The sequence below is a fragment of the Micromonospora saelicesensis genome (assembly GCF_900091575.1).
Lineage (GTDB): Bacteria > Actinomycetota > Actinomycetes > Mycobacteriales > Micromonosporaceae > Micromonospora > Micromonospora saelicesensis.
Genome location: NZ_FMCR01000003.1, coordinates 872495 through 894342 on the forward strand (window position 1 = coordinate 872495; position 21848 = coordinate 894342).

Consider the following 21848-nt stretch of genomic DNA (forward strand, 5'->3'; position numbering starts at 1 on the left):
CCGGGGCATCGCTGGCGGCGCCGGCCCACCCCCTCGACGACGACGTTTACTCCTCGGGGCGCAGGGAACCCGCCGGCTGTGCGACAGGACCAGGAGGATCCGTATCAGCGCAGGTCAGCCCAGGTGTACGCCGCTGCTGACCGCGCCGCCGGGTCTGTCGCAAGCCCCCGAGCGGTGCTCTACGACGCGGTGCTGCTGGACCGCGACGGCACCCTGATCGAGGACGTGCCGTACAACGGCGACCCGGAGAAGGTGCGGCCGGTGCCGGGCGCGCGGGCGGCGCTGGACCGGCTGCGCGCGGCCGGGCTGCGGCTGGCGGTCGTCACGAACCAGTCGGGCCTGGCCCGGGGTTACTTCACCGGTGAGCAGATGTGGGCCGTGCACGCCCGCGTCGAGGAGCTGCTGGGCCGGTTCGACGCGTGGCTGGTCTGCCCGCACGACGACGCCGACGGCTGTGACTGCCGCAAACCGGCGCCGGGCCTGGTGTACGCCGCCGCCCGAGAGCTGGGCACGACACCGTCCCGCTGCGTACTCGTCGGCGACATCGGCCGGGACGTCGGCGCCGCCATGGCCGCCGGGGCCGCGGGGGTGCTGGTGCCCACCCCGGTGACCCGGCCGGAGGAGGTCGCCGCCGCCGGGTGGGTGGCCACCGATCTGCCGGCGGCGGTGGCGGAGATCCTGCGCCGCCAACAGGCCGTGCAGCCCTCGACCCCGCCCACCGAACCGGTACGGACGGCGCTCGTGGTCCGCTCGGATTCGGCCGGTGACGTGCTGGTCACCGGCCCGGCGATCCGCGCCGTCGCGGCCGGAGCGGAGCGGGTGGTGCTGCTGTGCGGGCCGCGCGGTCGGGCCGCCGCCAACCTGTTGCCCGGCGTCGACGAGATCATCGAGCATCCGCTGCCATGGATCGACCCCGCGCCGGGGCCGGTCGACCCGGAGGCCATGCGGAGCCTGTCCACGCGGCTGGGCGCGGTCGGCGCGGACCAGGCGGTGGTGTTCACCTCGTTCCACCAGTCCGCCCTGCCGCTGGCACTGCTGTTGCGGATGGCGGGAATCAACCGGATCGCGGCGATCAGCGACGACTATCCGGGCTCCCTGCTGGACATCCGGCACCGGGTGCCGGTGGGCGTCCCCGAACCCGAACGTGCCCTCTCCCTGGCCGCCGCGGCCGGCCACCGGCTGCCCGACGGCGACGAACCGGTCCTGCGGCTGCGCCGGGACGCCGTGCCGCCGCGCCCGGCCGACGTCGGCGATCCGGGGTACGTGGTGCTGCACCCCGGGTCGGCCGCGTCGAGCCGGGCCTGCCCGCCCGAGGTGGCCACCCGGATCGTCGGGGCGCTGGCCGACGCCGGGCACCGGGTGCTGGTCACCGGCGGCCCGGACGAGCGCGCGGTCACCGCCCGGGTCGCCGCGGCCGGCGGCACCGACCTGGGCGGTCGCACCGACCTGGCCGGGCTGGCTGCGATCGTCGCGGACGCCAGCGCGGTAGTGGTCGGCAACACCGGGCCCGCGCACCTGGCGGCCGCCGCCGGTGTGCCGGTGGTGAGTCTCTTCGCGCCGACCGTTCCGTTCGGCCAGTGGGGGCCCTACCGGGTGCCGACCGTCCGGCTCGGCGACGCCGCCGCTCCCTGCCGGGACACCCGGGCGGCCAGGTGCCCGGTCCCCGGGCACCCCTGCCTCAGCGGAGTCGACCCGGGAGACGTGGTCAACGCGCTCCGGACCCTCGCCGTCAGCGGTGGTGGCGGCCGATGAACATCCTGCTCTGGCACGTGCACGGCTCCTGGACCACGTCGTTCGTGCACGGCAGCCATCGCTACCTGATTCCCACCACACCCGACCGCGGCCCGTACGGCCTCGGCCGGGCCCGCACCTACCCGTGGCCGGACAGCGCGGTCGAGGTCAGCCCGGAGGAGCTGCCGAGCGCGGACGTCGACCTGGTCATCCTGCAACGCCCCGAGGAGATCGACCGGGCCGAGCAGTGGCTTCGTCGCCGCCCCGGCCGCGACCTTCCCGCGATCTACGTCGAGCACAACACCCCCAAGGGCGACGTGCCGAACACCCGCCACCCGATGGCCGACCGCGACGACCTGCTCATCGCCCACGTCACCGGGTTCAACCAGATCTTCTGGGACACCGGCGCCACCCGCACCACAGTGGTCGACCACGGCATCGTCGCCCCCTCCGCGTCCTACACCGGCGAGCTGGACCGGCTCGCCGTGGTGATCAACGAGCCGGTACGGCGAGGTCGGGTCACCGGCACCGACCTGCTACCCCAGTTCGCCGAGATCGCGCCGCTGGACGTGTTCGGCATGGGCGTCGCCGGCCTGGCCGACCACCTCGGGCTGCCCGCCGACCGGCTGACCAGCCACGACGACGTGCCCCAGGAGCGGATGCACACCGAACTGGCCCGGCGGCGGGCGTACCTGCATCTGTGCCGGTGGACCTCCCTCGGGCTCAGCCTCATCGAGGCGATGGCGATCGGCATGCCGGTCGTCGCGCTCGCCACCACCGAGGCGGTGATGGCGGTGCCCCCGGAGGCGGGGGCGCTCGCCACCCGGACCGACACCCTGCTCGACGCCGCCCGCCGGTTCATCGCCGAACCGGCTACCGCGCGGCAGGCCGGAGCGGCGGCGCGAACCGCCGCGCGCGACAGGTACGGCCTCGACCGTTTCCTCGCTGACTGGGACCGGCTGCTGGAGGAGGAAGTATGCGGATCGCGATGATCTCGGAGCACGCCAGCCCGCTCGCCGTCCTCGGAGGGGAGGATGCCGGCGGCCAGAACACGCACGTCGCGGAGCTGTCCGCCGCGCTCGCCGCCGCAGGGCACGAGGTGCGGGTCTACACCCGCCGCGACGCGCCCGACCTGCCGGTGACCGTCCGCAGCCCGGACGGGTACGACGTGGTGCACGTGCCGGCCGGCCCGGCCGAGCCGGTGGCCAAGGACGCGCTGCTGCCGCACATGCGGGACTTCAGCAACTGGCTGATCGAGCGGTGGCGCGGCGGCGACTGGGTGCCCGAGGTGATCCACGCGCACTTCTGGATGAGCGGCCTGGCCGGGCTGACCGCCGGCCGGCAGACCGGGGTGCCGGTGGTGCAGACGTACCACGCGCTGGGCACTGTGAAGCGCCGCTACCAGGGTGTGCAGGACACCAGCCCGGCCCGTCGGGTCTCCTACGAGCGGGAGCTGGGTCGCTCGGTGGACCGGATCGTCGCGCAGTGCCGCGACGAGGTGGGCGAACTGGTCCGGATGGGTGTGCCCCGGTCCCGGATGACAGTGGTGCCCTCCGGGGTCAACCTCGCCACCTTCGCCCCGCTCGGACCGGCCGCCGACCGGGAACCGGGACGGGCCCGCATCCTCACCGTGGGTCGGCTGGTCGAGCGCAAGGGCTTCCAGACCGTGATCCGCGCGATGGCGCTGGTCCCGGACGCCGAGTGCGTGGTCGTCGGCGGTCCGCCCGAGGGGCTGTTGGAGACCGACCCGTACGCCCGCCGGCTGCGGGCCCTCGCGGAGTCGTGCGGGGTGGCCGATCGGGTGCACCTGGTCGGCGCGGTGCCCCGGGAGGAGATGGGCCGTTGGTACCGCTCGGCGGACCTGCTGGTCGCGGCGCCCTGGTACGAGCCGTTCGGGTTGACCCCGCTGGAGGCGATGGCCTGCGGGGTGCCGGTCGTCGGCACGGCCGTCGGCGGCATCCGGGACACCGTGGTCGACGGGACGACCGGTGACCTCGTGCCGGCCCGGGACCCGCACGCGCTGGCCGCCGCGATCCAGGGGTTGCTCGACGACCGGATCAGGCGTTTCGCGTACGCGACGGCGGCGCGTGAGCGGGCCCGGGAGCGGTACTCGTGGGCGGCCACCGCCGAGCGGCTGGTCGAGGTCTACAGCGAGGTGGCCGCCGTGCGCCGGCCGACCCGGGTGGTGGCCTGATGCCGACGGGTAGCCTGCTCGACACCCACCTGACGAATCTCGCGGCGGCGCTGGTGCCGTACCGACGGTGTGAGCGACAGCTGGCGCGCTGGGGCGCGGACCTGGCCCACCGGCTAGCCGCCGGGGGTCGGCTGCTGGTGGCCGGCAACGGCGGCAGCGCCGCCGAAGCCCAGCACCTCACCGCCGAGCTGGTCGGCAAGCTGCACGACGACCGGCAGCCGCTGTCCGCGATCGCGCTGCACGCGGAGACGAGCGCGCTCACCGCCATCGCCAACGACTACGGCTACACCGACGTGTACGCCCGCCAGGTGCGCGCCCACGGCCGCCCGGGCGACGTCCTGCTGTTGCTGAGCACCAGCGGAACCAGCCCCAACCTGGTCGCCGCCGCGCAGGCGGCCCGCGACGTCGGGGTGACCACCTGGGCGCTCACCGGCGCCGCGCCCAATCCGCTCGCCGACGCCTGCGACGACGTGCTGGCCGTCGCGTCCCCGGACACCCAGGTCGTCCAGGAGCTGCACCTGGTGACCAGTCATCTGCTCTGCGAGTACCTCGAACAGGAGTTGCCCGCCGCGCTGGCGGCAGCCGCCGATCCGGCGGTCGTCCACCCGGTGCCCGGGGAGCCCGCCCCGGCCGGTCGGCTGCCTGCCGCGCCGGTACGCACCGGGGTCGAGGTGGTGCTCGACGGCGGGCCCGGACAGCAGGTCGACGCGTGAGCCGGACAGCAGGTCGACGCGTGAGGATGAGGAGGCAAGCGTGAGGGGACCGGTGGTGGTGCTCGGGGACACCCTGCTCGACCGGGATGTGGAAGGTGTGGTGAACCGGCTCTGCCCGGATTCCCCGGTGCCGGTGCTCGACGAGACCGCGGCCACCGACCGACCGGGGGGCGCCGGTCTGGCGGCGGTGTTCGCCGCCGCGCAGGGCGCCGAGGTGGTGCTGGTGACCGCGCTCGCCGACGACGCCGGCGGGGCCCGGCTGAGCGCTCTGCTGGCCGCCGCCGGCGTGCAGGTGTACCCACTGGCCCTCTCCGGCGCGACGCCCGAGAAGATCCGGCTGCGGGCCCGGGGGCGGGTGCTGCTGCGCCACGACCGGGGCGGCGCGTCCGGGGAGCCGGGTCAACCCTCCGACGAGGTGCTCCGGGTGATCGCCGCGGCGTCGGCGGTGCTGGTCAGCGACTACGGCCGGGGGGTGGCCCGGCAGCCCGCGCTGCGCGAGGCGTTGGCCGCCACCCGCGCGCCGGTGGTGTGGGACCCGCATCCGCGCGGACCGGCGGCCGTGCCCGGCGTGCACCTGGCCACCCCGAACGAGTCCGAGGTGCGCGAGCTGGTCCCCGCGCTGCCCGGTGCCTCCCGACTGGCCACCGCGTCCCGCGGCGCCCAGGGGCTACGGCGACGCTGGCGGGCCGGCGCGGTCGCGGTGACGCTGGGCGGTGACGGCGCACTGCTCTGCCACGCCGGGTCGACGCCGCTGGTGGTGCCGACGCCAGGTAGCGCCGAGGGGGACACCTGCGGTGCCGGCGACCGGTTCGCGGCGGCGGCCAGCCTCGCACTGGCGCAGGGCGCGCTGGTCTCCGAGGCGGTGCAGGTGGCGGTCGCCGAGGCGTCCGCGTACGTGGCCGGTGGGGGAGTGGCCACGGTGCTGCCTCCGTCGGCGCCTACGGTGCGGGCCAGGAGTGCGCCGGGGCCGCGAGCCCTCCAGCCGGCACCACGAGGTGGTGCGGTGGCCGACCGGGTGGGAGTCGCCGCTGTCGCCACGCTCCTGGGTGAGGTACGCGCCGCGGGTGGCACGGTGGTGGCGACCGGCGGTTGCTTCGACCTGCTGCACGCCGGGCACGTGGCCACCCTGGAGGCGGCCCGGCAACTCGGCGACTGCCTGATCGTCTGCCTGAACTCCGACGCCAGCGTGGCCGGGTTGAAGGGGCCGGATCGACCGGTGCAGTCCGAGGCTGACCGCAGCCGACTGCTGGCCGCCCTGAGCTGCGTCGACGCGGTCCTCATCTTCGACGAGCCGACCCCGGAGACGGCGCTGTCCTGGGTACGCCCCGACGTGTGGGTCAAGGGCGGCGACTACGCCACCGGCGGTGGGGACGCGAGCGTCACCCTGCCGGAGGCGGAGGTCCTGCGCCGCTGGGGTGGGAACACCGTGGTGGTGCCCTATCTGGACGGTCGTTCCACCACCGACCTGATCGTCCGCACGCTCGCGGAGCGGACCCGATGACCGCCACGCGACCCGGTGCCGGGCCCACCGTCCTGGTAACCGGCGGCGCCAGTGGCCTCGGCGCCGCGGTGGTCGCCGCGGTGACCGCCTCCGGTGGCCGACCGCTCGTGCTGGACCGGCAACCGCCGGTCGACGGGGTGTCCTGGACCGAATGCGACCTGGCCGACACGCGAGCCGCCGAGGTGGCCACCCAGCACCTCGCCGAGCAGGCCGGTGGCCTGGACGCGGTGGTGACCGCCGCCGGCACGGACGTGCCGGGCCGACTCGCCGACCTGCCGGGGGAGACCTGGGACCGGATCATCGCCGTCGACCTGCTGGCCACCGCGGCGGTGATCCGGGCCGCGCTGCCGTTCCTGCTGACCTCCCGGGGCCGCATCGTCACCGTCGCCTCCACCCTGGGCGTCAAGGCGGTCAGCGACGCCACCGCGTACTGCGCGGCGAAGTTCGGCGTGGTGGGGTTCACCCGAGCCCTCGCCGCCGAGCTGGCCGGTCAGGTCGGCGTCACCCTGCTCATTCCGGGTGGGATGCGCACCGCGTTCTTCGACGAACGTGACCCGCAGTACAAGCCGGGGCCGGACGCGAACCTCAACGAGCCCGCCGACACCGCCGCCGCGATCATGTTCGCGCTCAACCAGCCGCCCGGTTGCGCGGTGCGCGAGATGGTGGTCTGCGCCGAGCAGGAGAGCTCGTACCCGTGATCCTCGTGCTGCGCGCCCTCGGCGTCGGCGATCTGGTGACCGCGGTGCCCGCGCTGCGGGCGCTGCGGGCCGCGTACCCGTCGCGGGAGCTGGCGCTCGCCGCGCCCGGCTGGCTGGCCCCGCTGGTCGACCTGGTCGGTGGCGTCGACCGGCTGGTGGACACTGCCGGGCTGGACCGCCCTCTCCGGGTGGGGTCGGCCCCGCGGGTCGCGGTCAACCTGCACGGGCGCGGCCCGCAGTCGCACCGGCTGCTCGCGGCCACCCGGCCCGGTCGGCTGCTCGCCTTCGCCAGCCCGGACGCCGGCTGCACCGACGGCCCGCGCTGGGCCGTCGACGAGCACGAGGTGGACCGGTGGTGCCGGCTGCTGTCCTGGTACGACATCCCGGCCGACCGCGCCGACCTCAGCCTGCGTCGGCCCGGGGCGGCGGGGCTGCCCAGCGGTGTCACAGTGCTGCATCCGGGTAGCAAGATCCCGGCCAAGCGGTGGCCAGCCGAGCGGTTCGCCGCGCTGGCCCGGGCACTGACCGACCAGGGGCACCGGGTGCTGCTCACCGGCTCGGCCGACGAACGGGCGTTGGTGGCCCGGGTGGCCGAGGCTGCGGGCCTGGGCTCGGACGCCGTGCTGGCCGGCCGGACCGACCTCGGCGCGCTCGCCGCGCTGGTGGCCGACGCCCGGCTGGTGGTCAGCGGGGACACCGGGGTCGCCCACCTGGCCACCGGGTACGGCACCCCGTCGGTCGTCCTCTTCGGGCCGGTGCCACCGGCGCACTGGGGGCCTCCACCGGACCGGCCACGGCACCGGGTGCTCTGGGCCGGCGAGGCGGATTGGCCCAGGTGGGATGGGGTAGGAAGCCACCCGACGATGGCGGCTCTGCGCCTTGACGAGGTGCTGGCCGCCGTGGCCGAGGTGGAGAGGGTGGTGCGGGTCTCCGGTGCGGTTGCGGCGTAGCGACCCGGGTCGACCGGGGTACGGACGGCGTCGGCGCGGACGGGGTTGGCTCTTCGTCGACCCGTCCGGGGCTCCGGTGCGGGATCCGGATGTCCTGGCGCGACTGCGGGAGTTGGTCATCCCGCCGGCCTGGCAGGACGTGTGGATCGCTCCGCACCCGAACGGGCACATCCAGGCGATCGGGATCGACGCGGCCGGACGCAAGCAGTACATCTACCACCAGCAGTGGCGGGAGAAGCAGGACGAGGCGAAGTTCGACCACATGCTGGAGGTGGCCCGGCGGCTGCCGGCGCTGCGCGAGCGGGTGGGGCGCGACCTGGACGGCCGTGGACTCGGCCGGGACCGGGTGCTGGCGACTGTGACCCGGCTGCTGGACATGGGGATGTTCCGGGTCGGCAGCGACCAGTACGCGAACGGCGACGACCCGACGTACGGGGTGGCCACCCTGCGCCCCGAGCATGCCCGGTCCCGGCGCGGCTGCGTGGTGTTCGTGTTTCCCGCGAAGGGAGGCATCGAGCAGGTACGCCGGATCGAGGACCCGGAGCTGTGCCAGGTGCTGGTGAATCTGCGCCGTCGTCGGCGACGGGCGGAGCGGCTGTTCGGCTACTGGGACGGCCGGGAGTGGCGCGACGTGCGCAGCGACGAGGTCAACGGCTACCTGCGCGACGCCAGCGGTGGCGAGATGACAGCGAAGGACTTCCGCACCTGGCACGCCACGGTGCTCGCGGCCACCGAGTTGGCCACCGTCGGCCCGGCCCGCTCGGTGACCGCCCGGCGGAAGGCGGTGGTCGCCGTGATGCGTGAGGTGGCGGAGCTGCTGGGCAACACGCCGACGGTGGCTCGCGCGTCCTACGTGGACCCTCGGGTGGTCGACCTCTACCACGACGGGGTGGTGGCGTCGGTGGATCCGCAGGCGCCTCGCGAGGAGGCGGAGCAGGTCGTCCTGAAGCTGCTGGAGGGGGCCTGACCGGCCCCGTCGGCGGTTCTGGGGGGAAGCGCGACGGAGCCGGAGCCTCGGGCGTCAGCGGGATACCACCGGGCGGCCGCCCGCCGCTCGCGCGGCGGGCGCCTCGCCACGGCCCCCGTTGGCGGCCCACCAGGTGATGGCCGGCCGCGTTGGTGTCAGTCTGCCGGCAGCGAGTTGACCGTGGACGCCTGGCGGTTGACGATCCGCGCCAGATCCGAACCACTGTCGCGGTGTTCCTGCGGTGTGGTGCCGTACGCGGCCCGGAACGCTCGGCTGAAGTGGGCCTTGTCGGAGAAACCCCACCGCGCCGCCACGGTCTGCACGGGCTGCTTGCGCAGCGCCGGGTCGGTCAGGTCGCGCCGGCACCGGGCCAGTCGCAGATCCCGGATGTACGACGCCACAGTGGCGTCCTCGGCCTCGAACAACCGGTGCAGGGACCGCACCGAGATGTGGTGGGCGTCGGCGACGACCTGCGGGCCGAGTGTCGCCTCGCCGAGGTGACGGTGGATGTACGACTGCACCTGGGTGAGCAGCGCCCGGCGGCGGATCTCGGTGGGCACGGCGTCCTCGGCGACGAGGTGCCGGCCGAGCATGGTGGTGGCCAGGTCGAGCCCCACCGCGCCGAGCCGGCTGGCATCGGCGGCATGGTACTGCTCGGGGTGCCCGGTCACCTGGAGCAGGAACTGCGCCAGCAGCGCCCCGATCCCCTCGCTGCCGGACATCCGGCCGCCGTAGAGCGTGGCCATCCGCTGCGGCGGTAGGGGCAGGGCGGCGTGCGGGATCATCGTGACGATCGAGGTGGCCTGGTCCCGGTCCGGCTCGGTGGCGTGGTGGCAGACGTCGTGCGGCCGGGACCCGTCGTAGAAGGTGAACTCGCCGGCCAGGATCTCGCTGCGGCGACCGTCCTGGCTGGACGTGCCGATGCCGCCGGTGGTGAGGGCGAGGATGTACAGCTCCGGGTCGGACTGACGGACCAGCTTCGGGGTCCGGGTGGCGTCCAGGGACGGGTATTCGTACTGCACCAGCTGGATCGGGCCGAGCGCGATGAAATTGGCGCGGGCGGCGAAGTCGTCGGTGTGCGCGGACTGGATGCGCAGCGGCACCGAGGTGCGTGCGACCAGGTCCAGCCACATGCCGAACCGTTCGCCCGGTGGCAGGACGGTGGTGTCGATGATGTCTCTCGGCAGCATGGGGCTCCCTCAGCCCGCCCGGCGTTGGATCAGCGCCTCGACGCCGTCGAGGATCCGGTCCAGGCCGAAGACGAACTCGTCGTCGGGGTCGTCGTCCTGGTAGAGCACACCGGCGCTCAGCACCCGGTGCAGCGCGGGGAAGCGGGCCGGGTCGATGAGCCGGGCCACCAGCCGACCGTACGCCGGCATCATCTCGCTGGGGTCGACGCCGGCGGCCCGGCTGCCCTCGGCGATCTGCGAGGTGAGGGTGGCCTCGTTGCGGACGTACCCCGTGATCAGCAGGAGCACCGACATCTTCTCGCCCTCGCCGAGCGTGGTGCCGTCGAGGCAGCGCAGCCCGTCCTCCATCCAGCCGAGCTGCTGAGGGGTGATCGGTGGGCCGCTGATCGGCACGTGCAGCAGCCAGGACCGCTGCCGCAGCACCTCGTGCTCGGCCCAGGCCCACCGGGTGAGGCCGGCGCGCCAGTCGTCCTCCGGGGCGGGTGGGCCGGGGGATGGGCCGTACCCGGTGTCCACCATGAGCATCAGCAGCTCGTCCTTCGAGCCGACGTACCGGTAGAGGGCCATGGTCGCGGCGCCCAACTCCTTGGCCACCCGGCTCATCGAGACGGCCGCGAGGCCGTCGGCGTCGGCCACGCGTACGGCGGCGTCCACGATGGCGGGCACGCTCATTCCCGGCCGGGGGCCCTTGGGTGGCCGCTCCCGCAGCCCCCACGCGCTCTCGATGGACGCCGGGAGCACGGGCCCGCTGTCGTCTGTCTTCGCCGCCACATTTCCTCCTTGCCCCGTCATCCTAGTTCTGCGTATGGTCTACGCATAACAGCGTACGCCCTACGCAGAAGGGGAACTGATCATGACGATCACCACCACACCGGCACCGCGAGCGGGCCGGCGGGAGTGGATCGGGCTCACGGTGCTGATGCTGCCGCTGCTCCTGGTCTCGATGGACGTGTCGGTGCTCTACTTCGCCGTCCCGTTCATCAGCGCGGAGTTGCGTCCCACCGCCACTGAACAGCTCTGGATCTTCGACATCTACGGCTTCGTGCTGGCCGGGCTGCTCATCACCATGGGCGCTCTGGGTGACCGGATCGGCCGACGCCGACTCCTGTTGATCGGCGCCACCGCGTTCGGTGCGGCGTCGCTGCTGGCCGCGTACGCCGACAGCACCGCGACGCTGATCGCCGCGCGTGCCGTGCTCGGCGTCGGTGGGGCCACCCTGATGCCCTCGACGCTCGCCCTGGTGCGCAACATGTTCCACGACGCCAAGCAGCGCGGGACCGCCATCGGCATCTGGACCGCCACCCTCACCGGTGGCATCGCGATTGGCCCGGTGCTCAGTGGCATCCTGCTGGAGCACTTCTGGTGGGGCTCGATCTTCCTGATCAACATCCCGGCGATGCTGATGCTGCTCCTGCTCGTGCCGCTCCTGGTGCCCGAGTTCCGCAACCCGGCGACCGGGCGGTTCGACCTGATCAGCGCGGCACTGTCGCTCGGCGCGCTGCTGCCGGTGATCTACGGCATCAAGGAGATGGCCCGCGACGGCCTCAGCCCGGTGCGGGTCCTCGCCATCGTCGGCGGTCTGCTGGTGGGGGCGCTCTTCCTGCACCGGCAGCGGACCCGGGCGTACCCGATGGTCGACCTCGCGCTGTTCCGCCGTCGCGGCTTCGCCGGGTCGCTCGCTGTCAACCTGCTGGCGATGTTCGCCATCGTCGGCTTCGCCATCTTCACCACCCAGCACCTTCAACTGGTGCTCGGCCTGAGCCCGCTGCGGGCGGCGCTGTGGAGCCTCGTGCCGTCCCTCGCCGTGGGCGGAGTCGCGCCGGCCGCCGCCGCCCTGGCCCAGCGCGTCGAACGGGCGTACCTGATCGGTGCGGGGTTCGGCATCGCCGTGGTCGGCTTCGTGGTGTTGACCCGGGTCACCCCGGAGACGCCGCTGTGGCTGCTGCTCGTCGGCGCCAGTGTCTACGCGGGCGGCCTGGTGATGGTGATGTCCCTCGTCACTGAGCTGGTCCTCGGCGCGGCGCCGCCCGAGCAGGCCGGTGTCGCGTCGGCGCTGACCGAGTCCAGCAGCGAGCTGGGCGGCGCGCTGGGAATGGCGATCCTGGGCAGCGTGGGCGCGGCGGTCTACCGCCGCGAGATCGTCGACGGCCTGCCGGCCGGGCTGCCCGACGACACCACCGCCGCGGCCCAGGAGACCCTTGGCGGTGCGCTCGCGGTCGCCGAGGGGCTGCCGGCGGAGCTGGCCGACGTGGTGCGGCACGCCGCCGGGGTCGCGTTCACCGACGGACTGCACCTGGCCGCGTACGCCGCCATGGCGGTGATGCTGCTGGGCGCGGTCACCGCGCTGGTCGCGCTGCGCGGCGTCCGACCGGCCGACTCCACGGCGCTGGCCGTCGAGCCGACCGGTCCGGCCGACACGTCGCTGTCGTCGGTCAGTCGATGAGCACGTGCGCGAGCCGGTCGCGGAAACGCCGCTCGGAGTCGCTGACCGACTCGCCGCCGATGCCCAGCAGCCCACCGCTGGACGCGGCACCCACCACCTGCTCGGCGATCTTCACGAGCCAGTGCTTGTACGCGCCGGCCTCACCCTCGTCGACCCGCGCCGCCAGCAACGCGCCGGCCTCGCCGGCCCGCAGCAGCACGTCGTCGATGTACGCCCCGGGGTCGGAGGGCGCGATGACCGGCAACTCCTCGCCGGTGTCCGGGTCACCGACCCGGGTGACGATCTCGCCGGCCACGGCGGCGACCAGCGGGCTGGCCGACTCCCGGCCGGCGGCGATGGTCTCCAGCCCGGCCGCGTTCTCCGCCATGGTCCGGCGGGTGCCGTCGGACTCGGCGGCGCTCGCCGCGGTCAGCACCGACTGCGGCAGGCCGACCAGCAACCCCCACTCCCCGTCGGAGAAACCGAAACCGGTGTACGCCGGCTGCTCGATCACGGCAATGCCCCTTCCGCCCTGCTCTGCTTGGTCAATCGGTGCTCTGCTTGTTCGATCCACCGGGCCCGAAAGCGGCACCCGGGTCAGGCTAGTCCAGGGTCAGCAGGCCCTGTTCGGACACCACGCGCACCGACAACGTCTTGTACCCGACCTCCTCGAAGAGGACCGTCATCTTGTCCTCCTCGTAGGAGAGCACCATGCCGGAGCCCCACTCCGGGTGCCGCACCTGGCTGTGCACCGGGAACGGCCCGACCGCACCCTGGTCGGCCACGCTGGTGCCGTTGTGGCAGTTGTCGCAGTGGCCGCAGACCTGCGTCATCTGCTCGCCGAAGTAGGCCAGCAGGGTCTGCCCCCGGCAGGCGGTGGTCTCGGCGAAGGCCCGCATCATGTCGGTGCGGGACCGGGTCACGGTCTGCTGGCGCTCCGCCTCGGCCAGCGCCGCCGCGGCGGCGTCGGTCGGGGTGGGCGAGTAACGGGGTGCGCCGATGCGCTGCCGGGCGCGTGGCTCGGCCGCCCCCACCTGCTCCAACAGGGAGATGTACTGGCCCAGCTTGCGCGGCCCGAGGCCGGTGGTCTCGCGCAGTTCGGTCTTGGTGGCCGGCTTCTTGCGCAGCAGCGCGGCCAGGTCGCGCAGCTCGTCGACGTCGGGCAGGCCACCGCTGAAGAACCGTTGCAGGCCCACGTCCTCGGCCTGCCAGAGCAGCAGCACCCGGGCCGGTTGCCCGTCGCGGCCGGCCCGACCGATCTCCTGGAAGTAGCTGTCCGGCGAGTCGGGCAGCGCCATGTGCACCACCCAGGCGATGTTGGGCTTGTCGATGCCCATGCCGAACGCCGAGGTCGCCACCATGATCGGCACCTGGTCGGCGAGGAACGCCTCGTGCAGTTCGTGGCGTGCGCCGGCCGCCATCCCACCGTGGTAGAACTGCGCCGGGTAGCCGGCGTCGGTCAACCGGGTGGCCAGCTCCTCGGCGGCACGGCGGGTGGGCACGTAGATGATCCCGGGCCGCTCGTCGTCGCTCAGCAGCGCGATGAGTCGCCGCCACCGGTAGTCCTCGGTGGGGCAGTGCGCCACCTCGACGAACAGGTTCGGCCGGTCCAGCCCGGAGACCACCACCTCCGGGTCGCGCAGCCGCAGCCGGGCGATGATGTCGTCGCGTACCGGAGGGGAGGCGGTGGCGGTCAGCGCGACCACCGGCGGCCGGCCGATGCCGTCGATGAGGTGCCCGAGCGCCAGGTAGTCGGGGCGGAAGTCGTGCCCCCACGCCGAGATGCAGTGCGCCTCGTCGATCGCCACCAGGGCCGGCTTCAGCGCGGCGACCTCGGCCATCCGGTCCGGGTTGCTGAGCTGTTCCGGTGTGATGAAGAGGAACTCCGCCCGGCCCTCGCGGATCTCGGCGATCGCCTCGGCCTGCTGGGTGGGCGACTCGTTCGAGCTGATCCGCACCGCCCGCAGCTCCGGGCGTTGCCGCTCGTTGAGGGAGGCGATCTGGTCCTGCTGGAGGGCCAGCAGTGGCGAGATCACCACGGTGGGGCCGGGGATCAGGCTGGCCGGGATCTGGTAGATCGCCGACTTGCCGGCTCCGGTGGGCAACACCACCAGGGCGTCTCGCCGCTTCATCACGGCGCGCATGGCGGCCAGTTGGTTGGGCCGTAGCGCCTTCCAGCCGAAAAGGCTGCGGGCCGCGCGGCGCAACGTCATCGAGTGCGTGGACAGTTTCATCGAGGGCCGGAGGTACCCGAGCCCATGACCGCCGAAACGCGTTCGGACGATCACAGGCAGGGCACCTGCCATGCCCTCGACGGCCGGCTCGCCGATCCGCGACTCAGCGCAGCCGGGGCAGGACCTCGCGCTGGTAGAGGTCGAACAGACCCTGGTAGTGCGGGCCGGTGTTGGCCACGTACACCTCGTCGAAGCCGGCCTTGGCGTACTTGTCGATCATCTCCAGGTGCGCGTCGGCGCTGTTGCCGCAGACGAACGCCTCCTTCAGCATCTCCGGCTTGACCAACTCGGCGGCCTGCTCGAAGTGCCGCGGCGAGGGCAGCACCTGGGACAGCTCACCGGGCACCCCCGCGTTCGGCCAGCGCTCGTACGCGATGCGCATACCCTCGTCCTCGCTGTCCGCGTACGCCGCCTTGAAGCCGGCCTGGCACGGCTTGTCGCCGCCGCCGTTCTCGCGGAAGCGCCGGACCATCTCGCCGTCGGGCATGGTGCTCACGTAGCCGTCACCGATCCGCGCGGCCAGGTCGATGGACTTCGGCCCGAAGCCGGAGACGTAGATCGGCGGGGGCGTGTCGGGCAGCGTGTAGATCCGGGCCTGCTCCACTGTGTAGTGCTTGCCGTGGTGGTTGACGAAGCCGCCGGCCCACAGCGCGCGCAGCACCTCGACGGCCTCCTCCAGCATCTCCAGCCGGACGTCGGCCTGCGGCCAGGCGTCGCCGAAGATGTGTTCGTTGAGCGCCTCGCCGGTGCCGACGCCGAGCACGAACCGCCCGCCGTGCAGCACGGCGCTGGTCGCCGCCGCCTGCGCGATCACGGCCGGGTGGATCCGCACTGTCGGGCAGGTCACCGCCGTGGTCACCGGCAGCGAACAGACCTGGCTGAGCGCGCCGATCATCGACCAGACGAACGGGCTCTGGCCCTGTGCGTCCACCCACGGGTGGTAGTGGTCGGAGATCCACAGCGCCTCGAAGCCGGCCCGTTCGGCACCGCGCGCCTGCTCCAGCAACTCGGCTGGCGTGAACTCCTCACTGGACAGGAAATATCCGATCTTCATGGCTTACCCCTTCGGCACGCGGACCTGCTGATGGGGAGAGCCGTACCCCGGTCGCGGTCGACCACACCCGGTCCGTCGGGCCCGGATCGGTACGGGTCGCTCAGCGCCGACCGAACATCGCCCGGATCGCGGCGAGGAGCAGCAGGGCGCCGACCACCAGGCCGAGCAGGCGTACGCCGGGGATGTCGGCCGGGCTCGTGGCGTCGGCCAGCAGGACGGGATCCATCCCCGCACTCTCCCCGGGGAGCGGGCCGCCAGGCAACTGTAAGGTTTATTGACTATTGAATCGCTCAGTGTGACCATGGCAGGACCGCCTGCCGGTGGCGGTGCGCCGAGGGCGCGCGAGAGATGGGGTACGGGGGCCGCATGAGCGAGCGCAACCAGCGGGTCGACGGGGGCGCACCGTCGCCGGTGATCGACATCGATCACTGTGAGGGGGCGGAGTGACCACTTCCCACGGGCACCTCCCGGCGCTCGCCGCCGCCGTTCTGCAACCCGGCTTCGTCGGCACCACCCCACCACCATGGGTGTGCCGCTGGCTCGGCGAGGGTCTCGGCTCGGTGGTGCTCTTCGCCCGCAACGTCGTCGACACCGAGCAGGTGGCCGCGCTGACCGCGACGCTGCGCGCGGAACGGCCGGACGTCATCGTGGCGATCGACGAGGAGGCCGGCGACGTCACCCGGCTGGAGTCGGTGCACGGCAGCTCCCGGCCCGGCAACTTCGCCCTCGGCGCGGTCGACGACCCGGAGCTGACCGAGGCCGTCGCCCGGGACCTCGGCGCCGAGCTGGCCGCGGCGGGAATCACCCTGAACTACGCCCCGGACGCCGACGTCAACTCCAATCCGGCGAACCCGGTGATCGGCGTCCGCTCCTTCGGTGCCGACCCGGTGCTGGTCGCGCGGCACACCGCCGCCTGGGTTCGCGGGCTGCAGGCCGGCGGCGTCGCGGCCTGCGCCAAACACTTCCCCGGGCACGGCGACACCCGGGTCGACTCACACCACGACCTGCCCCGGATCACCGCCGACCGGGACCGGCTGGACGCCTGCGAACTGGCGCCGTTCCGCGCCGCCGTGGCCGCCGGGGTGCAGGCGGTGATGACCGGTCACCTGCTGGTGCCCGCGCTCGACCCGCACCTGCCGGCGACGCTGAGTCAGCGCATCCTGGGCGGGTTGCTCCGCGACGAACTGGGCTTCTCCGGCGTGGTGGTCACCGACGCGGTGGAGATGCGCGCGGTCGCCGACCGGTACGGCTTCGCCGGGGCGACGGTCCGCGCCCTCGCCGCCGGGGCCGACGCCATCTGCATCGGCGGCGAACGGGCCGACGAGCAGGCCGCCCGCGAGCTGCGCGACGCCATCGTGGCCGCCGTCGTCTCCGGTGAGCTGCCCGAGGAACGTCTCGCCGAGGCCGCCAAGCGTGTCGGTCAACTCGCCGCCTGGACGGTGGCCGCCCGCAGCGCCGGCTCGGCCGGAGCGCGCGCCGCCACCGACGTCGGGCTGGTCGCCGCCCGTCGGGCCGTCCGGGTCACCGCCGCCCCGGGTACGACGGTCGCGCTGCCCCTGACCCGCGCGGCGCACGTCGTCGAGTTCGAGCCGCTGCGCAACATCGCCATCGGCGCCGAGACCCCGTGGGGCATCGGCGGACCGCTGACCGAGCTGCTGCCCGGCACCAGCACGGTCCGCTACGCCGAACCCGACGTGCCGGCCGACCCGGGCGCCGGTGCGGGCAGCCGCCCCCTGGTCCTGGTCGTCCGCGACCAGCACCGGCACGACTGGATGCGCGCCGCCGTGCACCGCGCGTTGGCCGCCCGGCCGGACGCCGTCGTGGTCGAGTTGGGCGTGCCCGAGCTGGTCACCGGGGCGGTGCACCTGGCCACCCACGGCGCCACCCGGGCCAGTGGACAGGCCGCCGCCGAGGTGCTCACCGGGGCCCGCTGACGACCCCCGCTACGGGAGGTCGGCGACCAGGTCGGCGTACTCGGGGTGCTTGTCGATGAACGCGGACATGAAGGGGCACTGCGGCACCACTGTCGTGCCGCGGGCCCGGAGCTGGTCCAGGGTGCCGCGGACCAGCGTGCCGCCCACCCCCTTGCCCTGAAAACCCCGGTCCACCTCGGTGTGGGTGAAGACCAGGACCTCCCCGCGCGGCAGGTACGCGGTGAAACCGGCCAGCGCGTCGTCGACCAGGATCTCGAAGCGGTGCTTCGCCGGGTTGTCCTCGACCAGGGTGCTCATCCGGCCATTCTCCCCGCCCGCTCGGCCAGCGCGTCGAGTTCGCCGAGCAACCGGTCCACCTCGTCGGCCGTGTTGTAGTGGTAGATGCTGGCCCGCACCGCGCCGCCGCTGTCGCGCAGGCCCATGAGCTGGAAGTACTCGTAGGCGTAGTAGTCGCCGACGGAGAGGCAGAACCCGGCGGCGCCCAACGCCTCCTGGGTGGCCGCCGGGGACATCCCGGCGACCCGGAACGACACCGTCGGGCAGCGCCGCGCCGGCGAGCCGTAGACGGTGATCGCCGGCCGCTGCGCCAGCCCGGCGAGCAGCCGCTCCAGCAGTGCCTCCTCGTGCGCCTGGGCGGCCGCCAGCCCGGCCCGCAGCCGGGCCCGCCGGTCCCCGACCGCGTCCGGGTCCAGCCCCGCCAGGTGATCCACCGCGGCGGCCACGCCGGCCAGCAGCGGGAAGCTCGGCGTGCCGTACTCGAACCGGTCCGGCACCGCGTCGGAGGACGGCACCAGCTTCGCCGGGCGCAGCGCGGCCCACCGGGCCGGGTCCGCCACCATCGCCGCCAGGTGCGGGCCGGACCACTTGTACGCGCTGGTGACCAGCACGTCGGCACCGAGCGAGGCCAGGTCGGTCGGCCCGTGCGGAACCGAGTGCACCCCGTCGACGTAGACCAACGCGCCGACCGCGTGCGCGATCTTGGCGATCGCCGACACGTCCGGCATGGTGCCGATGGCGTTGCTGCCGGCGGTCACCGCGACCAACCGGGTCCGCTCACCCACCAGGTCCGCGTACTGGGCCGCGGGCAGCTCACCGGTGTGCCGGTCGACCTCGGCCCAGCGCACCGTCGCGCCGGCCGCCTCGGCGGCCTGCACCCACGGCCGCACGTTCGCGTCGTGGTCGAGCCGGGAGACCACCACCTCGTCACCCGGGCGCCAGGCCGCGCCGAGCGTGCGGGCCAGGGTGTACGTCAGCGCTGTCGCACTCGGGCCGAGCACCACCCCGGCCGGGTCGGCGCCGAGCAGGTCGGCCACCGCCGAGCGGGCCTCGGCCACCAGCTCCAACGACCGGCGGCCCGGAATGAAGGCGGCGCTGCGGTTGCCGACCGCCGACCGCATGGCATCGGTGACCGCGTCGATCACACCGGCCGCGGTCTGGGTGCCGCCGGCACCGTCGAAGTGGACGAAGCCCTCGGTCAGGGCGGGGTACGCGGCCCGGGTGCGGGAGATGTCGAACGGCATGTCCCGGACCCTAGCCGGTGCTCCTCGTACCCTTCCCGGCCGCCAGGTGATCACCGTTCGGCGGCGACCTCGCGGATGTCTCGTACTCTTGGCGAGGTGACGAACCGACCCGCCACCATGCCCATTCCCCCCGTCCGCCGCGCCGCCGGCCTCTTCGCCGGTCTGGCGCTCGGCCTCGCCGTGCTCGCCGGGTGCAGCTCCCAGGGCGCCTCCACCGACTGCGGGCTGGACGCCTGCACTGTCACCTTCGAGCGGGGTGTCGACGCCAGCGCCACCATCCTGGGCGTCGAGGCCAAACTGGTCGGCGCCGAAGGCGACCAGGTGACCGTCGAGGTCGCCGGTGAGCAGCTCACCCTCACCACCGGCCAGCAGGCCGCCGAGGCCGGGGGCTTCGCGGTCACCCTGGACAGCGTGACCGACCAGCAGGTCAAGATCCGCGTATCGCGCAACCCGGGCAGCTGAGCTGGGCGGGCGGCGGTGGCCGACGTTTGGGAATCTTCAGATTCGGAGATTGTGACGCCATGTCACTCACCCGTAGCGCCGAAGCCACCGCCTCCCGTACGGCGGACAGCCGGTGGCTGGAACTCCTCGCCCGGGCCGGCTTCATCGGCTACGGCATCGTCCACCTCCTCTTCGCCTGGTTGGCGTTGCAGATCGCGTTCGGCACGTCGTCCGACGACGGCGACCAGTCCGGCGCGCTGCGTACCCTCTCCGCACAGCCCCTCGGCAAGTTCCTGGTCATCGCCGTCGCGGTCGGCCTGCTCGCGATGGCGATCTGGCAGGCGCTGGAGGCGGCGGTCGGGCACCGCGCCGAGCGCGGCAAGGAGCGGGTCATGGAACGGCTCGCCTCGGCCGGCCGGACCATCGTCTACCTCTACTTCGCCTGGACCGCCTTCAAGGTCTTCAAGGACGCCGGGTCGAACAGCGCCGACCAGCAGGAGGCGTTGACCGGCAAGCTGATGACCTCCAGCGGTGGCCGCTGGCTGGTCGGCCTGGCCGGGCTGGTCGTCGCCGCGATCGGCATCGGCCTGATCATCTACGGAGCCCGGAAGAAGTTCGAGAAGCACCTCAAGACCGGCGAGATGAGCCCGAAGACCCGCCAGCTCGCCCGCCGGCTGGGCATGGCCGGATACATCGCCAAGGGCGTCGCGTACGGCATCGCCGGTCTGCTGGTCATCGTGGCGGCGGTGAACTACGACCCGGAGAAGGCCCGTGGTCTGGACGCCGCGCTGCACACCCTGCAGGAGCAGTCGTACGGCACGTTCCTGCTGGCCCTGGTCGCCCTCGGCATCGCCGCCTTCGGCGTCTACTGCTTCCTCCAGTCCCGGTACCGCAAGGTCTGAACTGGTCGATTCCCGGGCTGTCGGGCACTCTTGGGCTTTTGCCCGAAGTGCCCGACGCCTGGTCGAAGGGGAGCACCGAAGCCGTGCAGAACTATCTCGAAACGGCCGTCGCCGCGCTCGTCGCGGCGGCGGTCGCCCTGTTCCTGGTCGAGGTCGTCCACCGGTTGACCCGGCGGTTCGGCCGCCGGTCACTGCTGTTGACCGAGTTGACCGACCACGCGCACCGCCCGTTCCAGGTCGCCGGAACGGTCCTGGCCGTGCAGTTCGCCGTCCGCTTCACCACCGGGTACGCGGTCGGCGAGAGCTGGCGCCGACTGCTGCTGCACCTGCTCATCCTCGGCGTCATCGCCACACTGGCCTGGCTGGTCGCCTGCCTGCTGGTCGTCGTCGAGGACACCGCGCTGGCCCGGTTCCGGGTCGACGTCCCGGACAACCGGCACGCCCGGCGGGTCCGGACCCAGGTGGTGATGCTGCGCCGACTGACCATCGCGGTGATCGTCATCCTGACCGTCGGCGTGATGCTGATGACGTTCCCCAGCGTGCGGGGCATCGGCGCCGGTGTGCTGACCTCGGCCGGTGTGGTCGGTGTGGTGGCCGCGCTCGCCGCGCAGAGCCTGCTCGGCAACGTCTTCGCCGGCCTCCAACTCGCCTTCAGCGACGCCGTCCGGCTCGACGACGTCGTCGTCGTCGAGGGGGAGTGGGGTCGCATCGAGGAGCTGACCCTCAGCTACGTCGTGGTGCAGATCTGGGACGACCGCCGGTTGATCCTGCCCACCTCGTACTTCACCAGCAAGCCGTTCCAGAACTGGACCCGGACGGAGGCGGCGGTGCTCGGCACCGCCGAATTCGACGTCGACTGGGCGGTGCCCGTGCAGACCATGCGCGAGGAGCTGCGCCGCCTCGTCGAGGGCACCGAGCTGTGGGACGGGCGGGTCTGCGTCCTCCAGGTCACCGACGCCACCGGCGGGACGGTGCGGTTGCGCGCGTTGGTCAGCGCCGCCGACGCGGGCAGCCTGTGGGACCTGCGCTGCCTCGTCCGGGAGCACCTGGTCGCCTGGATCCGGGACAACCGCCCGACCGCGATGCCCCGGCTACGCACCGAGCTGGGCGACTCCACCAGCAACCTGTCCTGGCAGTGGGTGCAGCCGAGGCGACCGGCCCGCCGCCTGTCCGACACTGAGGCGCCCGACGACGCCCGTGTCTTCGGCGGCAGCGACGACGGCGACGCCCGCAGCGAAGCCTTCGTAGGCCCCGAAGAAACCCGCCCCCAGTAGCCCGCCCCCGTCCCGCCCGCGCCCGCGTCGCCCCACCCCCGCCCGCGCCCGCGCCCGCGTCGCCTCGCCCGCCCCGGGTCGCCTCGCCCACCCGGCGCCGCCCCGCAAGATCGTGCAACTTCC

21 protein-coding genes are annotated in these 21848 nt (G+C 73.5%); 13 read left to right on the forward strand and 8 right to left on the reverse strand.

The features are described 5' to 3' along the window. Window positions 1-78 precede the first annotated feature (78 nt). Genes GA0070561_RS16990 through GA0070561_RS17025 form a run of 8 tightly spaced genes read left to right on the forward strand, consistent with a single transcriptional unit; the run spans window position 79 to window position 8754 of the window. Window positions 79-1752 carry an HAD-IIIA family hydrolase gene (locus GA0070561_RS16990; RefSeq protein ID WP_091401673.1) on the forward strand — a complete coding sequence of 558 codons (1674 nt, stop codon included), beginning with the start codon at window positions 79-81 and terminating at the stop codon, window positions 1750-1752. Then, complete coding sequence (locus GA0070561_RS16995; protein ID WP_091401675.1) at window positions 1749-2723, forward strand: glycosyltransferase; 975 nt, start codon at window positions 1749-1751, stop codon at window positions 2721-2723. The genes GA0070561_RS16990 and GA0070561_RS16995 overlap by 4 nt, the downstream gene beginning before the upstream one ends. Then, on the forward strand, window positions 2708-3925 hold the full coding sequence (locus GA0070561_RS17000) for a glycosyltransferase (RefSeq protein ID WP_091401677.1): 1218 nt from the start codon (window positions 2708-2710) through the stop codon (window positions 3923-3925). Before GA0070561_RS16995 ends, GA0070561_RS17000 begins: the two co-directional genes overlap by 16 nt. Further along, window positions 3925-4638 (forward strand): D-sedoheptulose-7-phosphate isomerase, encoded by a 714-nt coding sequence (locus GA0070561_RS17005; protein WP_373861546.1) that lies wholly within the window; start codon window positions 3925-3927, stop codon window positions 4636-4638. Before GA0070561_RS17000 ends, GA0070561_RS17005 begins: the two co-directional genes overlap by 1 nt. Window positions 4639-4678: 40 nt before the next feature. Then, complete coding sequence (locus tag GA0070561_RS17010) at window positions 4679-6139, forward strand: PfkB family carbohydrate kinase (RefSeq protein WP_091401678.1); 1461 nt, start codon at window positions 4679-4681, stop codon at window positions 6137-6139. Continuing rightward, complete coding sequence (locus GA0070561_RS17015) at window positions 6136-6837, forward strand: SDR family oxidoreductase (RefSeq protein ID WP_091401680.1); 702 nt, start codon at window positions 6136-6138, stop codon at window positions 6835-6837. Before GA0070561_RS17010 ends, GA0070561_RS17015 begins: the two co-directional genes overlap by 4 nt. Beyond that, complete coding sequence (locus GA0070561_RS17020) at window positions 6834-7787, forward strand: glycosyltransferase family 9 protein (RefSeq protein ID WP_091401682.1); 954 nt, start codon at window positions 6834-6836, stop codon at window positions 7785-7787. The genes GA0070561_RS17015 and GA0070561_RS17020 overlap by 4 nt, the downstream gene beginning before the upstream one ends. Then, window positions 7771-8754 (forward strand): DNA topoisomerase IB, encoded by a 984-nt coding sequence (locus GA0070561_RS17025; protein ID WP_091401683.1) that lies wholly within the window; start codon window positions 7771-7773, stop codon window positions 8752-8754. Before GA0070561_RS17020 ends, GA0070561_RS17025 begins: the two co-directional genes overlap by 17 nt. 155 nt (window positions 8755-8909) lie before the next feature. Here GA0070561_RS17025 and GA0070561_RS17030 read toward each other — a convergent pair whose 3' ends face one another. Both GA0070561_RS17030 and GA0070561_RS17035 read right to left on the reverse strand, forming a co-directional pair. After that, on the reverse strand, window positions 8910-9944 hold the full coding sequence (locus GA0070561_RS17030; RefSeq protein WP_091401685.1) for a helix-turn-helix domain-containing protein: 1035 nt from the start codon (window positions 9942-9944) through the stop codon (window positions 8910-8912). Between the two features lie 9 nt (window positions 9945-9953). Further along, entirely contained in the window at window positions 9954-10715 is a 762-nt protein-coding gene (locus GA0070561_RS17035) for a TetR/AcrR family transcriptional regulator (RefSeq protein WP_091401687.1), read from the reverse strand. Between the two features lie 82 nt (window positions 10716-10797). On the opposite strand from GA0070561_RS17035, the gene GA0070561_RS17040 reads away from it, so the two are divergent. Next, window positions 10798-12387 (forward strand): MFS transporter, encoded by a 1590-nt coding sequence (locus tag GA0070561_RS17040; protein ID WP_091401688.1) that lies wholly within the window; start codon window positions 10798-10800, stop codon window positions 12385-12387. On the opposite strand, the gene GA0070561_RS17045 is transcribed toward GA0070561_RS17040, so the two are convergent. The 4 genes from GA0070561_RS17045 to GA0070561_RS34545 all read right to left on the reverse strand — a co-directional run bounded on the left by GA0070561_RS17045 (window position 12377) and on the right by GA0070561_RS34545 (window position 15880). Further along, on the reverse strand, window positions 12377-12880 hold the full coding sequence (locus GA0070561_RS17045; protein WP_091401689.1) for a hypothetical protein: 504 nt from the start codon (window positions 12878-12880) through the stop codon (window positions 12377-12379). The two genes, GA0070561_RS17040 and GA0070561_RS17045, sit on opposite strands and share 11 nt — an antisense overlap. Before the next feature lie 88 nt (window positions 12881-12968). Continuing rightward, on the reverse strand, window positions 12969-14600 hold the full coding sequence (locus GA0070561_RS17050) for a RecQ family ATP-dependent DNA helicase (RefSeq protein ID WP_091401691.1): 1632 nt from the start codon (window positions 14598-14600) through the stop codon (window positions 12969-12971). Between the two features lie 103 nt (window positions 14601-14703). Beyond that, window positions 14704-15654, reverse strand: a complete 951-nt coding sequence (locus GA0070561_RS17055) for a TIGR03557 family F420-dependent LLM class oxidoreductase (RefSeq protein ID WP_091401693.1) — start codon at window positions 15652-15654, stop codon at window positions 14704-14706. A 100-nt stretch (window positions 15655-15754) separates the two neighbouring features. Beyond that, on the reverse strand, window positions 15755-15880 hold the full coding sequence (locus GA0070561_RS34545; protein ID WP_255750123.1) for a hypothetical protein: 126 nt from the start codon (window positions 15878-15880) through the stop codon (window positions 15755-15757). A 217-nt stretch (window positions 15881-16097) separates the two neighbouring features. Here GA0070561_RS34545 and GA0070561_RS17060 point away from each other — a divergent pair, with 217 nt between their 5' ends. Then, window positions 16098-17588 (forward strand): glycoside hydrolase family 3 protein, encoded by a 1491-nt coding sequence (locus tag GA0070561_RS17060; protein ID WP_091401694.1) that lies wholly within the window; start codon window positions 16098-16100, stop codon window positions 17586-17588. A 9-nt stretch (window positions 17589-17597) separates the two neighbouring features. Here GA0070561_RS17060 and GA0070561_RS17065 read toward each other — a convergent pair whose 3' ends face one another. Further along, a complete protein-coding gene (locus tag GA0070561_RS17065) occupies window positions 17598-17885 on the reverse strand; it encodes a GNAT family N-acetyltransferase (RefSeq protein ID WP_091401696.1) in 288 nt (95 codons plus the stop codon). After that, complete coding sequence (locus GA0070561_RS17070) at window positions 17882-19108, reverse strand: cysteine desulfurase-like protein (protein WP_091401698.1); 1227 nt, start codon at window positions 19106-19108, stop codon at window positions 17882-17884. The genes GA0070561_RS17065 and GA0070561_RS17070 overlap by 4 nt, the downstream gene beginning before the upstream one ends. 96 nt (window positions 19109-19204) lie before the next feature. Here GA0070561_RS17070 and GA0070561_RS17075 point away from each other — a divergent pair, with 96 nt between their 5' ends. From GA0070561_RS17075 to GA0070561_RS17085, 3 genes are all read left to right on the forward strand, one after another. Continuing rightward, window positions 19205-19570, forward strand: a complete 366-nt coding sequence (locus GA0070561_RS17075) for a hypothetical protein (RefSeq protein ID WP_372432984.1) — start codon at window positions 19205-19207, stop codon at window positions 19568-19570. Window positions 19571-19629: 59 nt separating this feature from the next. Continuing rightward, window positions 19630-20451 (forward strand): DUF1206 domain-containing protein, encoded by an 822-nt coding sequence (locus tag GA0070561_RS17080; RefSeq protein WP_091401700.1) that lies wholly within the window; start codon window positions 19630-19632, stop codon window positions 20449-20451. 83 nt (window positions 20452-20534) lie between these two features. Then, window positions 20535-21725 (forward strand): mechanosensitive ion channel family protein, encoded by a 1191-nt coding sequence (locus GA0070561_RS17085; protein WP_091402214.1) that lies wholly within the window; start codon window positions 20535-20537, stop codon window positions 21723-21725. Window positions 21726-21848: the final 123 nt, after the last annotated feature.

Coding starts and splice junctions, on each gene's coding strand:
- GA0070561_RS17070 (WP_091401698.1), bottom strand. CDS start 19,108: ATGCCGTTCGACATCTCCCGCACCCGGGCCGCGTACCCCGCCCTGACC.
- GA0070561_RS17030 (WP_091401685.1), bottom strand. CDS start 9,944: ATGCTGCCGAGAGACATCATCGACACCACCGTCCTGCCACCGGGCGAA.
- GA0070561_RS17015 (WP_091401680.1), top strand. CDS start 6,136: ATGACCGCCACGCGACCCGGTGCCGGGCCCACCGTCCTGGTAACCGGC.
- GA0070561_RS17005 (WP_373861546.1), top strand. CDS start 3,925: ATGCCGACGGGTAGCCTGCTCGACACCCACCTGACGAATCTCGCGGCG.
- GA0070561_RS16995 (WP_091401675.1), top strand. CDS start 1,749: ATGAACATCCTGCTCTGGCACGTGCACGGCTCCTGGACCACGTCGTTC.
- GA0070561_RS17080 (WP_091401700.1), top strand. CDS start 19,630: ATGTCACTCACCCGTAGCGCCGAAGCCACCGCCTCCCGTACGGCGGAC.
- GA0070561_RS17000 (WP_091401677.1), top strand. CDS start 2,708: ATGCGGATCGCGATGATCTCGGAGCACGCCAGCCCGCTCGCCGTCCTC.
- GA0070561_RS17050 (WP_091401691.1), bottom strand. CDS start 14,600: ATGAAACTGTCCACGCACTCGATGACGTTGCGCCGCGCGGCCCGCAGC.
- GA0070561_RS17055 (WP_091401693.1), bottom strand. CDS start 15,654: ATGAAGATCGGATATTTCCTGTCCAGTGAGGAGTTCACGCCAGCCGAG.
- GA0070561_RS17065 (WP_091401696.1), bottom strand. CDS start 17,885: ATGAGCACCCTGGTCGAGGACAACCCGGCGAAGCACCGCTTCGAGATC.
- GA0070561_RS34545 (WP_255750123.1), bottom strand. CDS start 15,880: ATGGATCCCGTCCTGCTGGCCGACGCCACGAGCCCGGCCGACATCCCC.
- GA0070561_RS17040 (WP_091401688.1), top strand. CDS start 10,798: ATGACGATCACCACCACACCGGCACCGCGAGCGGGCCGGCGGGAGTGG.